Consider the following 13,072-nt stretch of genomic DNA (forward strand, 5'->3'; position numbering starts at 1 on the left):
TATTTTAGGAGTTTATTATGACCACGCCTTTAACAGTAACAACTTTTTTTGTTGCAGGCCTTGATTGCCCTTCTGAGGAGCAATTAATCAGAAAGCAATTACAAACAATCCCTGAAATTAAACAGTTGGATTTTAATTTCATCGCGGAAGAGGTGACGGTGCACCATTATTTACCCACGATTGATCTTATCCAGCAAAAAATTGAGAGCTTAGGCATGAGCGTTCGTTCTAAAAACAGCAGTGTGACAGAGCAAGGGGGTAAGCGTTTTGGTTTTGATGGGTCTTGGGGAACCATTGGTCTTGCAGGATTATTTGCTTTGTTTTCTGAATTAGCGGCTTTTATTTTTGCAACAGAGCAATCGGTCTGGGTCATAGTCTCTGCTTTATTAGCCATTGCACTGAGTGGTCCAGCAACGATTAAAAAGGGTTGGCTTGCTTTACGTACCAAAGCGATGAACATTAACAGCCTCATGTTAATTGCAATAACGGGCGCTGCCTTTATTGGGGCATGGCCTGAAGCTGCTATGGTGACCGTTTTATTCGCGCTTGCCGAACGCATAGAGCGTTACTCTTTAGATAAGGCACGTCAAGCAATTCGAAGTTTAATGGAAATTGCCCCAGAAGTAGCGCATGTTAAAATGGACAATGGTCAATGGCACACACTACTCGTCACTGAGGTGCAGCCTGGTGCAATATTTAGAGTCAAACCGGGTGAGCGGATTCCTCTCGATGGTCATTTGATTTCGGGTCAAAGTACGGTAAATCAAGCACCCATTACAGGAGAGTCAATGCCGGTGAGTAAGCGCGTAGGGGATGCTGTTTTTGCAGGAACTCTCAATGAACATGGCTCGTTTGACGTCAAAGTAAGTAACGCTTCAGGAGATACTCTATTAGCAAAAATTGGGAAAGCAATTGAGCAAGCACAACGTGAGCGTGCGCCAACTCAACGATTTGTCGATCAATTTGCTAAGTACTATACCCCAATAATGGTACTGATTGCCGTTCTTATTGCACTCATCCCACCCTTAGTATTTGGCTATCCTTTTTATGATTGGATCTATAAAGCATTAACGTTACTGGTCATCGCGTGTCCTTGCGCCTTAGTTATTTCGACACCAGTTACAGTGGTAAGTGGTTTAGCCGCTGCAGCTAAAAGCGGGATACTCATTAAAGGGGGAAGTTATTTAGAAAATGGATATCGTTTAAAATTGATTGCCTTGGATAAAACAGGCACGTTAACCGAAGGAAAACCGGTGGTTACTGATTTTATTATTTATGATAAAACCCATACAAAGAACGATTTATTATTATTGGCAGCAAGCCTCGATTCCCACTCCGAACATCCCGTGGCAAACGCATTAGTTGCCCATTGGCATAAAGAACAGCCTGATGAAGTAATGCTGTCTGTTGAGCAATTTAGCGCACTGCCAGGGCGGGGTGTTAAAGGCTTCGTTGCTCAAGAGCTTTATTATGTGGGTAATCATCAACTAGCGGAAGACAATGAAGTATGTAGCTTAGGAGTCGAACAGGAATTGAACCGATTGGAAGAAGAAGGGAAAACAACGGTAATTTTAAGCAGTAGCACCCGGTTGTTGGCGATTTTTGCTGTGGCAGATACGCTTCGAGCCAACAGTAAAAAGGCAATTGATGCCTTACATCAACAAGGCATAAAAACCGCGATGCTCACCGGGGATAATGCAGTTACTGCTCGTGCCATTGCAACGCTGGTAGGCATTGATGAAGTACAAGCGAATGTATTGCCTACAGAAAAAATGAATGCCATCAGTCTTCTTCTAAAGCAATATAAAGCAGTGGGAATGGTCGGTGATGGAATTAATGATGCCCCTGCCCTTGCTGCAGCTACTATTAGTTTTGCTATGGGAAAAGGCACTGATACTGCTTTAGAAACAGCTGATGTCGCTTTAATGAATGATAATCTGGCGATGCTGCCTTTATTCATTCACTTAAGTCGTAAAACGTCTCGAATTTTACGTCAAAACATTAGCTTATCCCTTATTATAAAATTGCTGTTCTTTATTTTAGCTCTGGGTGGATTTGCAACTCTGTGGATGGCTGTATTTGCAGATATGGGTGCTAGTTTAATTGTGGTGGCCAATGGTTTACGACTGCTGAACTCCCATAAAACCTATATGGAAAGTAATCACTTAGTGGAAGACAACACTGAATCGTCTAATTATGCGATTTAAAAAATGGCGTTAATAAGGTTGGTACATGAGTTAGGAGGTCGTTATGTTACAATATAAAGGCTATATAGGCCATGTGGTATTTGACGATCTCAATGAACTATTTTTTGGTGAAATTATTAATACACAAGCGGTGATTACCTTCCAAGCTACTATGGCTCACCATTTAAAAAAGGCTTTTATTGAGGCCATTGATAATTATTTGAAATATTGTGACGAACAATTTAAAGAGCCTGAAGTACCTTATTCAGGTCAATTGACATTAAATATTCCGCCCGAACTTTTTCGGGATATATTGATGGCTGCAAAACACTCAGGAGTGAGTTTAAATGTTTGGATTTGTAGTTCCTTGAGGCACGCAGTGTGTAGACATTAAAAAAATAAGAAATCACATGTAGTGTTAATGAAAGAGATCAGGCAGGTATGGAGAGGTAGCGTATGAATGAATTATTGCATTTCTTGGTCACCGAAGCCTCACTCGGTGCACGTATTGTCATACGCTCTCAATTAATTCAATTGGGACATTCTGTCGATATGGCCTTTGATGGAGAATCCACTTTGGTTTTGGTGGAGTCGAAAACTTATGATTTAATTTTGCTGGATGCAGAACGTAATAAAGGGTTCGATTGTTACGAGCTGATTGACAGGATCCGTGAAAAATCAACCTATAATAAACGGACACCTATTATATTGCTTAGTGCATCACCTCGCACAATTTTAAGAAACAACCTTTATCCTTGCTTTGCAAAGCCCATGAATGTAAACGATGTACATAAGATAATTGATTATTTGGAGGAATATAATAAAAATCAGTAATGTATTTTTGAGGTTGAAACTAACATAGGGCAGAGGGGGCACTACATTCTATTATTCAGTATGTTATGCTCAATCTGAACTGATATAAAAGGAAATAAAAAAATGAATAAGGGATCTAAAAAAATTATTATTTTGATTGGGGCATTCTTACTGGGTTGCAGTTTAATGTCGTGTGCAAAAAACACTCCTGCCCCAGCTCATCCCGAAGAAGGATATGAAGGGGGTTTTGGTGGTGATGGTGGACATATGCACCAAGGTAAAGAATAGCAAGATTAGTTTTATCCAGACAGGGAAGAATGATGGACATTAATCCGTGGTTTTTGGTCGTTGTGGCAGCAGTACTGATTGTGCTATGCGGTTTTTTTCTTTTCTTTTTTAGAAAAAGAAAAAGTCGACATTTCATAATTGTTGTATTTATTGTTCTAATTTTTGCGGCCATTTTTTTACAAGGTGTTTCATTCAGAATGCTATAAACGATTTTGGTGTAATGCGCCTCTTGGATCTAAATTTTTAGATTCTCAAGAGGTATTGTAATACCTGTTGTTAGGAAGACTTCATGAACAAAAAGGTTAACCCCAATATTCAACAATTTTTGAGAGAAAAATCACTTTGGTGGGCTCTTTTACTAACATGTGGTTTCCTGATTGCTGAGGTTGTAGGTGGCATTCTGACCGGCAGTCTTGCATTAATATCTGATGCAGCGCATATGTTAACCGATGTTACCGCGTTAATTATCGCACTTATTGCTATTCGTGTAAGTAAACGACCTGCTGATGCACGCCGTACCTTTGGTTATTATCGATTTGAAATTCTAGCCGCCGCATTTAATGCAGCTCTTTTATTTGGTGTGGCTCTCTATATCATATATGAAGCCTATCAACGGTTAAAACAACCTCCGGAAATCTATTCCATGGGTATGTTAATTATTGCCAGTATGGGTTTGCTTGTTAATTTAGCGTCGATGTATTTATTGTCCCGTGACAAAGATAAAAATTTAAATTTAAAAAGTGCTTATCTTGAGGTCTGGAGTGATATGTTAGGTTCTGTAGGTGTCATCATTGCAGCACTTATAATTCGTTTTATTGGTTGGAGCTGGGTGGACTCAGCTATCGCTGTTTTAATTGGTTTGTGGGTATTGCCGCGCACGTGGATGCTTCTCCAAGAGACTATCAACATACTTTTGGAAGGCGTCCCAGCAGGAATTGATCTTAATAAAATTAAGTCTCGAATAATGTCTATAAAGGGTATTTCAGATGTACACGATTTACATATCTGGGCTATAACCAGCGATAAAATTAGCTTAACCGCTCATCTTGTTATTGCCTCGGGGTTTAAAGAGGAAATAGTAAGGGGGGAAGCTCAGTCATTGTTATTGAGTCAATTTAAAATTTCACATACTACATTACAAACGGAATGCAAAAAGACACTTCATCTATGCAGTAGAGTTAATAATCTTGAATAACACTTTATTATTTTGGTATTTAATTAAATGATCACTCTAAGATTATGAAATAAGCTATCAATAAAGATGTACTTCGAGCATTAAACAATAAATAAAAGGAATTATTAAATTGCCCTGTATTTTGCGATTTAAATAAGCGCTAGGAAGTCTATGAACTCTCCATGCATCCGATAAAAAACATCTATCAAAATCTTTTCTTTGCTTTTATTTATAATGCACTGGGTGTGTCGGTCGCGGCCGGTATATTGTATCCAATGATAGGGCTACTATTAAGCTTAATTATCGCGGCAGTCGCCATGTTACTAAGTGATCGAGTAAGCTAAGGGGGAGCTCCTTTGGCTTACTCGATCAACTAAGTTTTGTTTCGGTCATCGTGAATGCTTTGAGATTGCTATGGGGGAATTTATGAACGAATCTGGGAATAAATAATCGTGCTATTTATTATAGAGTTGAGTGTCGATGCGCTATTATTAGGTTAGAATAAACCATCCAAACATCAACGTTTGATTAAGTTAGATGGAACATAAAGCCCTCAGATCTGTTTTTAAAGAATAGACTCTTGACATTGTGAGTTGTGAGACATGACACTGTTAAAATAATGCTTAATTTAGGAGGAAAAAAGCAAATGACTGATAAAGTGCCTGGGAAAGTAAAATGGTTTAATGAAGGAAAAGGCTTTGGTTTTATTGAAAGCAGCGGTAGGGATTATTTTGTTCATTTTAGTGCGATACAAAGTAACGGCTTTAAGACCCTTCCTGAAGGTGCAAAGGTGTTATTTAAAATGGGGAAAGGACAGAAAGGGCTGCAGGCAGAAGAGGTTGAGCTCATTTAAATAGCACTTATTGTGATTTGTCTGTTGTGCCAAGTAAGTGATAAAAATCAGCTGTATCTTATGAACCGTCAAATTCAAGGAGGAATAATAAAATGAGTAAACGGATTGCACTGGTTACGGGGGGTACAGGGGGTATTGGAACGTCTATATGCCAAGAGATGCAAAATCAAAATTATCAAGTTATCGCGTGTTATTTCAAAAATGGCAATCACGATTTGGCCAGAGCCTGGCAGACCAGACAGGCTACTCAAGGATTTGATATTGATATTGTCTATGCTGATATTTCTTCATTCAAAGATTGTGAAAAATTGGCGGATATGGTCATTGAAAAATATGGCAAAATCGATGTGTTAGTCAATAACGCAGGCGTAACCCACGATGCTACATTGAAAAAAATGACACAAACGCAATGGCAGGACGTAATCAATGCTAATTTGAACAGCGTTTTTAATATGACTAAAACGGTATTATCCAATATGTTGGATAATAATTATGGCCGTATTATCACTATTTCTTCCATCAATGGTCGCAAAGGACAGTTCGGACAATGCAATTATTCAGCTAGTAAATCAGCACTTTATGGATTTACTAAAAGTTTAGCCTTGGAAGTGGCCAAAAAAGGAATTACAGTGAATACCCTTTCACCAGGCTATATTAAAACGGAAATGCTCGCGTCAATAAAAGAAGATATTCTGGATGCCATCGTTGCCCAAATTCCAGTGGGACGATTAGGCTATCCAAAAGAAGTCTCGCGATTAGTAACCTTTCTTGCTGATGAACAAAGTGGTTTTATCACAGGGACAAATTTTGATATTAATGGTGGTCAATATATGTAAATTACACTCACTTGCTGCAGGGCGTTTACAGGGATATGGGATAAACATCGACTAGTGAAACTAGTTCATTAAGTGAATTAGTTTCGACTTAATCTGACGCAAGGCTGCTCTGATGTTTCAAGTTGGTTGCATAATTCACCAGGCAAAACGGTTTGATACCGTTTTGCCTTCAATTAGGGGTTAGAGCCCCTTCTAGTGCAATATAACACGGTAGGAATGGTGGATGATGGAATTAATGATGCACCGGCCCTGGCTAAGGCCACCATTAGTTTTGCGATGGGGAAAGGTACTGATACCGCTTTAAGACAGCGGATGTAGCACTAATGAATGATAATTTAGCCATGCTTCCTTTATGCATTGATTTAAGCCGAAAAACGGCGCGTATTCTTCGCCAAAATATTACGTTGTCCCTTGCCATAAAAGGAGTATTTTTTATTCTGGCATTGGGAGGATTAGCTGCGCTTTGGATGGCAGTATTTGCTGATATGGGTGCAAGCTTAATTGTTGTTGCGAATGGCCTACGCTTACTTAACTCACACAAAGGGCATTCTAAATATCAGGAAATGAGAAGTGAATGAGCGGCGTGGCTGGTTTATCTTAGAATTGGGTGGATGATGAATAATTGGGTTCCTGATGAGCAGGATAGTGCTCATTCCTTACGTTTTTTAGTGGTTAAATCTTCATTAGGAGCGCGGATTCTTATTCGTTTGCATTTATTAGAATTAAAGCATTTGGTGGATATGGCCTGGGATGATGAATGAGGTGTGTCAGGAGGCTGATTCTAGTAATTTTTGGGTAAAGCACATAAAAATAATTATCGATATAATTTTATTGCTATCCAAAGCATACTTTTAATCTTTCATCTCCATATGTCAAATTAAATTCTTTACTCATGACTATTAGTTAATATATTAATTGCGATCCTTGGTTTATGTTTTTGTTTGGCACGCCATAAATCCCAGTCTCTTTGTAAATTAAGCCAAAATTCAGGCTCCATATTCAAAGTATCTGCTAAATCCAAAGCAAATTCAGGAGTTATGCTTCTTTTGCCATGAACAATTTCATTCAGCTTAGCATAAGTCCAACCCAAATGAGAGGCGAACACTTTCTGTGTTAAATTCATTGGTTGATAAACTCTTCTAAAAGCATTTCCCCTGGCAGGGTGGGGGTTCTGTTAGTTGGAAACATTTGTTTTCCTTAGTCATGATGATCAAGGATACATACATCATAAGCTTTTCCATGTTCCCAGCGAAAAATGACAGCCCATTGTTTATCAATTTTAATTTGGCCGCTTACATTAAAAACTTATCTAATAATCAAAATATCGAAAATTCATTAAAATAAGAAGACAATGATTCAATGTAATTTACTTAAATAAATCTGAATGAGTCCCAGTTCGTTCAAAAATAATTTCTTCGCTTCCTAATTTGTAGATTAATAACCAATCAGGCTCAATATGACATTCACGACGATTAACATAAGTTCCAGATAAGCTGTGATCACGATGTTTTAAAGGAATTGTTTCTTCATTTAAAAGCAATTTCATCAAGTGAAAAATTCTATTGAGATCTTTACCTCTTTTCTTGGCTAATTTAATGTCTTTTTCAAACTGGTTAGTTGTTACTGCTCGAAGCATGAATTAATTTCCCAGTTTTTTAAATAAATCATCAGAATTATCATAATAATTGAGTTCACTGCCTTCATCTGTCTTTTTAAATGTTTGTTGGGTAACTTTATTAGGTAGACGTATATCAAATGGAATTCCATGAATCAGTTTAATTTGATGTAAATAGAGTTCAATGGCCTCAGACACCGATAACCCTAATTCATTTAATACGGATTCAACTTCCAATTTTAATTCAGGTTCTACCCTGGCTCTAACTGTTGCCGTTTTCATGTATTCTCTTCAAAAGTACCCATGATTTAATTGTAGCACAAAATGGCCACTTAGTAAGAATTTTATTGTAAAATAATATGCGATATACTTTGGGATAGATAACGTACCTTATCTACCCCAAATGAGGTAAAATGAGAAAAGCACTCATGGAGCATGCCTTGAATTTACTGAATGATAAAAACGACAAAAATCGAAAGTTTGGGGTAGATAAGGTTTTCCATCCATTGGATGTTCATTTTGATACCAATTCGTTATCGGCCTGGTTGTCATTTTATTTTCAGGTTCATGTCAAAGGTGCGCCCGAAAAAACAGTTCAGGCTAAACAAAAAGACTTATCTAAATTTTTAAATTTTTTTCAGGTCGAAGTAGGGCACGACCAGGTAGATAATTGGACACCAGCAGTAAGTAAACAATTTCAACGTTCCTTATGCAATACCATTTCGGAGAAAACCGGAAAAGCATACAAAGCGACTTCCATTAATCGGACCATGGCAACCATTCGTCATGCAGGCCGTTGGCTTTATCAACAACGACCCTTAATTGCGGGCGATCCTTTATCAGGGGTTAAAGATTTACAGACAGATGCTCCAGAATGGAATGGTTTGAACTCGAAACAGCTTATGCGCTTAAAAGCAGCCTGCGAGCAACGCGCTAAAATATGTACTCGAAAAAATCAAAATGCATTATTGGAAACTGCTGTTTTTTATGTGTTGTTGGGAACAGGTTTGCGGGAATCTGAATTGGTCTCATTAAATGTACACCAATATCATTCAAAAGGGCTTCATTCTGTAGTACGACATAAAAGTAAACGGGTGACTACTAAAATTCCCTTACCGCAAGAAAGTAGAGAACATTTGGAACATTATTTAAAAAGCCGCGTTTCAGAACCTGACGAACCATTATTTATTAATAGGGCTGGGAATCGTATTAATACTCGGAATATTTTTCGCATATGTCAGCGTGTCTTAAAACAAGTGCTAGCACTATTACCAGAAAATGAGCGATTTGAATTTACACCCCATAAACTTCGGCATACGTTCTTAAAGAAAGTAACTGACAAGCATGGGGTGCATTTTGCTCAGGAACTTAGTGGAAATGTTTCAATAAAAGAAATTTTTCGTTATGCGAAGCCCAGTCAGGACGAAATGCAGGAAACAATAGAAGAATTATTTGAATCATAATTTGGTCTTATTTAAGCCATTAAAGTAAAGTAGATGTTAATGAGAATAAAATACAAAACGGTGGACAACTAATGAATAACAGAAATGATCTCATGATCCGCTTTGATAAGGCTTGGAAGCAAGGTGTAAAAAAAGTTGGTGTTGAATTTTTTAACCTAAAAGCATCCTCACTCAATGATGCTCACAAAAGATGGCAGTTAGAACCCAACTATCAATTCATTAAAGAGTCCATAGGCGGTTATAGCCATAGCAAACAAGTATTGCTTGCTATGATGTACTCTTTTTTTGATCCTGAGTGCGGTCAAGAACTACTTGAAAAAGTTGGTACATCAAACTTTGTTGATGCTCGATCCTACCTTGATGAAGAGGGGGTTTACATTATTTCTGAGCTTTGGAATAGCCATTACGGATGGTGAAATTCTCCCTAAATTCAGCATGTCCTTTATTTCTATAAGGTTAATATTCTGGATTTCCATCTATCAGGATTTAATCATTTAAAATTTATCTATTAATAATTGGGTTAGTATTTCTTGAAATATAGAACTGAGTGCTATATAATTACACCATATAATAAAAAGAAATATGGAATGTTATTTTGCGGGTTTTTAAAAACAAATGGTTTACTAAATTTGCAAAGAAAGAGCGTATTTTAGATTCTCAATTATGTAAGTTAATAAAAGAGATTGAAAAAGGATTAATTGATGTTGATTATGGTGGTGGAGTTATAAAGCAAAGGCTTGGCAGAGCAAACCAAGGAAAGTCGGGTGGGTATCGGTGTATTATTTTATATCGATATAAAGATCTGGCCTTTTTAGTGTATGGATTTCCAAAAAATGAACGTGACAACATAAGCCAGGAAGAAGAGCAAATATTTAAAGATTTATCTTCGCAGATGCTTAATTTTTCTGGTGATGACATTGAGCGATTGCTCCAATCAGGTGCACTTGTGGAGGTACTATATAATGAGCACAAATAAAACATATAAAAGTGAGGTTTTTGAGGCTGTACATGAAACTGTTGTTGATATGTTTGATGCGGGTGTTATTGATAAAAAAACAATGCGACAATTTGATCGCGCATGTTTAACCCCGATACATGAATTTTTACCTGTAGAAATAAAGGCATTGCGTGAACGAGAAAATGTGAGCCAACCCATATTTGCGTATTGTCTTAATGTGTCTAAAGATCTTATTAGCCAATGGGAGAGGGGGCTTAAAAAACCAGCAGGTACTTCTTTGAAATTACTTTCTTTAATCGAAAAGAAAGGACTAAACGCTATATTATAAATATATGAGACGAGTCAGGATACCTGTGATTACGATTGTAACCCAATCTTAATCACAAATAGAAATGGAGGCACTTACCCAATTTTTTAGCCGAAGAAGAGTCTTATTACCCTAATTCAGAATCCAGATAACCTCGGACTGCTTTAAGAATCTCAACCAGGTAGTAATCCATCTTTTGCCATTCACTTTCACTGACACCAAAAAACACGGAAAAACGAAGCCAGTGGCTGAATAAAGCATTAGTAATAGCTTCGATGCGCATATCCTTTTTAAGGAAATCACAGGTGATGGTGTGAATGGCTGTGTTGACCGCTTCGGTCTGCTCCAGGGCAATTTTCTGCGGCACGTTATCCAATTTTTCAGGGTGGGTCAGATGTTTTTTTAATTGTTGCATGGAATCGTTTAGCGCATGAATTTCCTTGCTTAATTCTGGCTTGGGCAGGGAGTGGGTAGTTGATTTGACCAGTTTAATGACGGGCAGCATGTGGTGGAAAGGGTCAGTCTTGCCCAGTGTTTGTTCACTCACTCCATTTATAGGAGCCTCCAGGATAAACCAGAAATAAAAAAGGCTCATTAAAATGATTTTAACTTCATACCCCTGGGTTATCAGCTCCATGAGTGTTTTTTCAATGCCAGCATGGGCGATGAGAACCTCTTTTTGAAATGCATTGGCAGCGGGCGTTTTTTGGTTGTAGGTCTGTTCGGAAAGGTGGCGAATTTCACTTAAAAGGGATTCCGTTTCTTCATAATGAGCAGCTTTGCTGGGCTTCTATTTTTGCATGCTCTGCGGTGGCGTACGATTCCATTAAGCGATAAATATGTTCTTGAAAGAGGCTCACTAAGGGTAGGCCATAATCAAAATATTGTGATTCTTTGAGGGATTTGTTTTGAAGGTGAGTGAAATAGCCCATCACCCAACCAATTTGGATGGCTAATTGATTGAGAACATAATGGTCTGAAAGCCCATCGAGTTCTTCTCTCCATTGTGCGCATTGTTCTGAGCCCATCAGCAGCATGAGTTTTGTCAGTGATTCATCAGAGCAGAAGGGGGTAGGTTGCTTTTTCTTGCTTCTGATTCCTGGCTGATTATTTATTTCGTCAAACATGTCCATGATTTCTCGCCCAAGGCGCATGGTTTGCACCACGATGCTGCCAGGGGTGATGTTGCGCAGTTGATCAAGATGGATTTTCTTTTTTTCGGTGCTTTTGACGCTGTGATTGATGGGGTGTTGTGCAAAAGCATTGAGTGAGGCTTTTGCCTGGTGCTGGATGAGCGTAAGGAGAGATGGTACTAAAGCTTCTGCTTTTTTAACGGTGTGTACCGTGGTGATTGTACCAAGGTAGGCGCAAAGATAACCGCACAGAATTTGAGGTATCTGCACCAGTTTTTCTTCGATGAGTACCCATTTGAGTTCTTCCAGAAAATGACTACAGCTTTTCATGGTGTCGTATTCAAGATCAGTTAACGAAAAATAAGCGTCTTCGTCAAGCAGTGCGTAATTGACATCGGGGAGCATCGGGGCTTGGTAGGAAATCATAAATTCTTCTTGTTACAAAATAGAAAGGGCTGATCCTGTGCCAAAATCAGCCCTTTGTGTTGGTATATGCAAGTCCAACCTTGCAAAGATGAAGCAATGATAATAGGTTTTTTGAAAAATTCAAGGCAAAAAAAAGCCCCAGGATATGGGGCTTTGAACAGATTAGTTCTAAGGGCAAGATAACAAAGTATTTTCAGCAATGCTCCAAAGATCTCGATTTATTTTGATATTTTGATCAATTGCTTTAATTTGCCGGCTTCGAGCACGTCGCCAGCGTCCTTTCTCATCCTGTCTGTAACCAGGCAATCCTCCTTTGATAAGGTTCTCCTGAACGACATTTAAAACAGAAAATAAATCACGTTTCATGTCTTCACGTCGCCTTGGTGTTAAAAGAGTTTTTGCCTCGATGACCAGGTTATCATCCTCACTAAAACGAAGAGCATGCGCCTGTTGAGCAAAATCCAGAAGCCTCTCATTGGTTAATTGAATCCCCTCCATTTGCTCTACGGCATCAAGCATTCTGTGAGACGATTCAACAACTTGATAGGTTCCTTCAATGACGTTTCTAATAACATCACCTTGATGTCTAACACGCACTTCAGTGTAGTTTTTACCGGCAACCATACCATTGGTGCAAACCTGACGATACAGTCCTGCCATCAAACGATACGAGGACATGCCATCGTGAGAGTTGACCAATACCAGTTCAGGAAATAAACCGCCATCCTGCTCGTGATAGTTTCTATGTCGAAATCGGACCATGTGTTTTGCAAAGGCCTTCCTTTCTTCATGTCTACTCGCTGATTGTGTTGCCTTGGTTGGATAAAACCCTTCCTGAAGCAATACATTAATGATGTCAGAAGTGGCAATTGGTTGATATCGCTCACTAGTGTGTTCAGCGGCTCCTTGAGTAAATAGCGAAGGGGCTGCTTTATAAAGTTGTTCATTTGTTAAAATATTCATTATGTTCTCCTGATTCAAAAGAAAAAGGAGCAAGTCCCTAATGGGAGTCTTGCTCCC

The 13,072-nt window shown here is 38.5% G+C and carries 18 protein-coding genes and 2 pseudogenes; 14 read left to right on the forward strand and 6 right to left on the reverse strand.

Annotation, left to right across the window (positions count from 1 at the left end):
* Positions 1–17: 17 nt before the first annotated feature.
* The 10 genes and pseudogenes from Lwal_RS04525 to Lwal_RS17270 all read left to right on the forward strand — a co-directional run bounded on the left by Lwal_RS04525 (position 18) and on the right by Lwal_RS17270 (position 6,911).
* On the forward strand, positions 18–2,207 hold the full coding sequence (locus Lwal_RS04525; protein WP_058479723.1) for a heavy metal translocating P-type ATPase: 2,190 nt from the start codon (positions 18–20) through the stop codon (positions 2,205–2,207).
* A gap of 43 nt (positions 2,208–2,250) precedes the next feature.
* Entirely contained in the window at positions 2,251–2,580 is a 330-nt protein-coding gene (locus tag Lwal_RS04530) for a type II toxin-antitoxin system HicB family antitoxin (RefSeq protein ID WP_058479724.1), read from the forward strand.
* Between the two features lie 62 nt (positions 2,581–2,642).
* On the forward strand, positions 2,643–3,020 hold the full coding sequence (locus Lwal_RS04535) for a response regulator (RefSeq protein ID WP_058479725.1): 378 nt from the start codon (positions 2,643–2,645) through the stop codon (positions 3,018–3,020).
* A 102-nt stretch (positions 3,021–3,122) separates the two neighbouring features.
* Positions 3,123–3,287 carry a hypothetical protein gene (locus Lwal_RS17625; protein WP_165481844.1) on the forward strand — a complete coding sequence of 55 codons (165 nt, stop codon included), beginning with the start codon at positions 3,123–3,125 and terminating at the stop codon, positions 3,285–3,287.
* Positions 3,288–3,576: 289 nt separating this feature from the next.
* Entirely contained in the window at positions 3,577–4,482 is a 906-nt protein-coding gene (locus tag Lwal_RS04540) for a cation diffusion facilitator family transporter (RefSeq protein WP_058479726.1), read from the forward strand.
* A gap of 176 nt (positions 4,483–4,658) precedes the next feature.
* Positions 4,659–4,891: pseudogene (locus Lwal_RS17850) on the forward strand (hypothetical protein); the annotation flags it as partial.
* Between the two features lie 216 nt (positions 4,892–5,107).
* Positions 5,108–5,314, forward strand: a complete 207-nt coding sequence (locus Lwal_RS04545; RefSeq protein ID WP_058479775.1) for a cold-shock protein — start codon at positions 5,108–5,110, stop codon at positions 5,312–5,314.
* Between the two features lie 92 nt (positions 5,315–5,406).
* Positions 5,407–6,150, forward strand: a complete 744-nt coding sequence (gene phbB / locus Lwal_RS04550) for an acetoacetyl-CoA reductase (protein ID WP_058479727.1) — start codon at positions 5,407–5,409, stop codon at positions 6,148–6,150.
* Positions 6,151–6,339: 189 nt separating this feature from the next.
* A pseudogene (locus tag Lwal_RS04555) lies at positions 6,340–6,728 on the forward strand (heavy metal translocating P-type ATPase); the annotation flags it as partial.
* Positions 6,729–6,761: 33 nt separating this feature from the next.
* Positions 6,762–6,911, forward strand: coding sequence for a hypothetical protein (locus Lwal_RS17270; RefSeq protein ID WP_157066263.1), 150 nt, complete (start codon positions 6,762–6,764; stop codon positions 6,909–6,911).
* Between the two features lie 125 nt (positions 6,912–7,036).
* On the opposite strand, the gene Lwal_RS04560 is transcribed toward Lwal_RS17270, so the two are convergent.
* From Lwal_RS04560 to Lwal_RS04570, 3 genes are all read right to left on the reverse strand, one after another.
* Positions 7,037–7,273 carry a HigA family addiction module antitoxin gene (locus Lwal_RS04560; protein WP_231950999.1) on the reverse strand — a complete coding sequence of 79 codons (237 nt, stop codon included), beginning with the start codon at positions 7,271–7,273 and terminating at the stop codon, positions 7,037–7,039.
* A gap of 243 nt (positions 7,274–7,516) precedes the next feature.
* A complete protein-coding gene (locus Lwal_RS04565; protein WP_058479729.1) occupies positions 7,517–7,786 on the reverse strand; it encodes a type II toxin-antitoxin system YafQ family toxin in 270 nt (89 codons plus the stop codon).
* A 3-nt stretch (positions 7,787–7,789) separates the two neighbouring features.
* On the reverse strand, positions 7,790–8,047 hold the full coding sequence (locus tag Lwal_RS04570) for a type II toxin-antitoxin system RelB/DinJ family antitoxin (RefSeq protein WP_058479730.1): 258 nt from the start codon (positions 8,045–8,047) through the stop codon (positions 7,790–7,792).
* Between the two features lie 131 nt (positions 8,048–8,178).
* On the opposite strand from Lwal_RS04570, the gene Lwal_RS04575 reads away from it, so the two are divergent.
* From Lwal_RS04575 to Lwal_RS04590, 4 genes are all read left to right on the forward strand, one after another.
* Positions 8,179–9,228: a tyrosine-type recombinase/integrase gene (locus Lwal_RS04575; RefSeq protein ID WP_065235645.1), complete on the forward strand. Its 1,050-nt coding sequence runs from the start codon at positions 8,179–8,181 to the stop codon at positions 9,226–9,228.
* A gap of 71 nt (positions 9,229–9,299) precedes the next feature.
* Positions 9,300–9,644, forward strand: a complete 345-nt coding sequence (locus Lwal_RS04580; protein ID WP_028383800.1) for a hypothetical protein — start codon at positions 9,300–9,302, stop codon at positions 9,642–9,644.
* A 179-nt stretch (positions 9,645–9,823) separates the two neighbouring features.
* Positions 9,824–10,204 (forward strand): type II toxin-antitoxin system RelE/ParE family toxin, encoded by a 381-nt coding sequence (locus Lwal_RS04585; RefSeq protein ID WP_028383801.1) that lies wholly within the window; start codon positions 9,824–9,826, stop codon positions 10,202–10,204.
* Positions 10,191–10,514 carry a helix-turn-helix domain-containing protein gene (locus Lwal_RS04590; protein WP_015444995.1) on the forward strand — a complete coding sequence of 108 codons (324 nt, stop codon included), beginning with the start codon at positions 10,191–10,193 and terminating at the stop codon, positions 10,512–10,514. Before Lwal_RS04585 ends, Lwal_RS04590 begins: the two co-directional genes overlap by 14 nt.
* 106 nt (positions 10,515–10,620) lie before the next feature.
* Here the strand turns inward: Lwal_RS04590 and Lwal_RS04595 are convergent, their stop codons facing one another.
* The 3 genes from Lwal_RS04595 to Lwal_RS04605 form a co-directional block, all read right to left on the reverse strand.
* Positions 10,621–11,130, reverse strand: coding sequence for a hypothetical protein (locus Lwal_RS04595; protein ID WP_058479731.1), 510 nt, complete (start codon positions 11,128–11,130; stop codon positions 10,621–10,623).
* Between the two features lie 127 nt (positions 11,131–11,257).
* Positions 11,258–12,052 (reverse strand): hypothetical protein, encoded by a 795-nt coding sequence (locus Lwal_RS04600; RefSeq protein WP_058479732.1) that lies wholly within the window; start codon positions 12,050–12,052, stop codon positions 11,258–11,260.
* Between the two features lie 168 nt (positions 12,053–12,220).
* Positions 12,221–13,015 carry a DUF932 domain-containing protein gene (locus Lwal_RS04605; RefSeq protein WP_058479733.1) on the reverse strand — a complete coding sequence of 265 codons (795 nt, stop codon included), beginning with the start codon at positions 13,013–13,015 and terminating at the stop codon, positions 12,221–12,223.
* Between the last annotated feature and the right edge of the window lie 57 nt (positions 13,016–13,072).

It is taken from the genome of Legionella waltersii (assembly GCF_001468085.1).
In the GTDB taxonomy this organism is placed as follows: Bacteria; Pseudomonadota; Gammaproteobacteria; order Legionellales; family Legionellaceae; genus Legionella; species Legionella waltersii.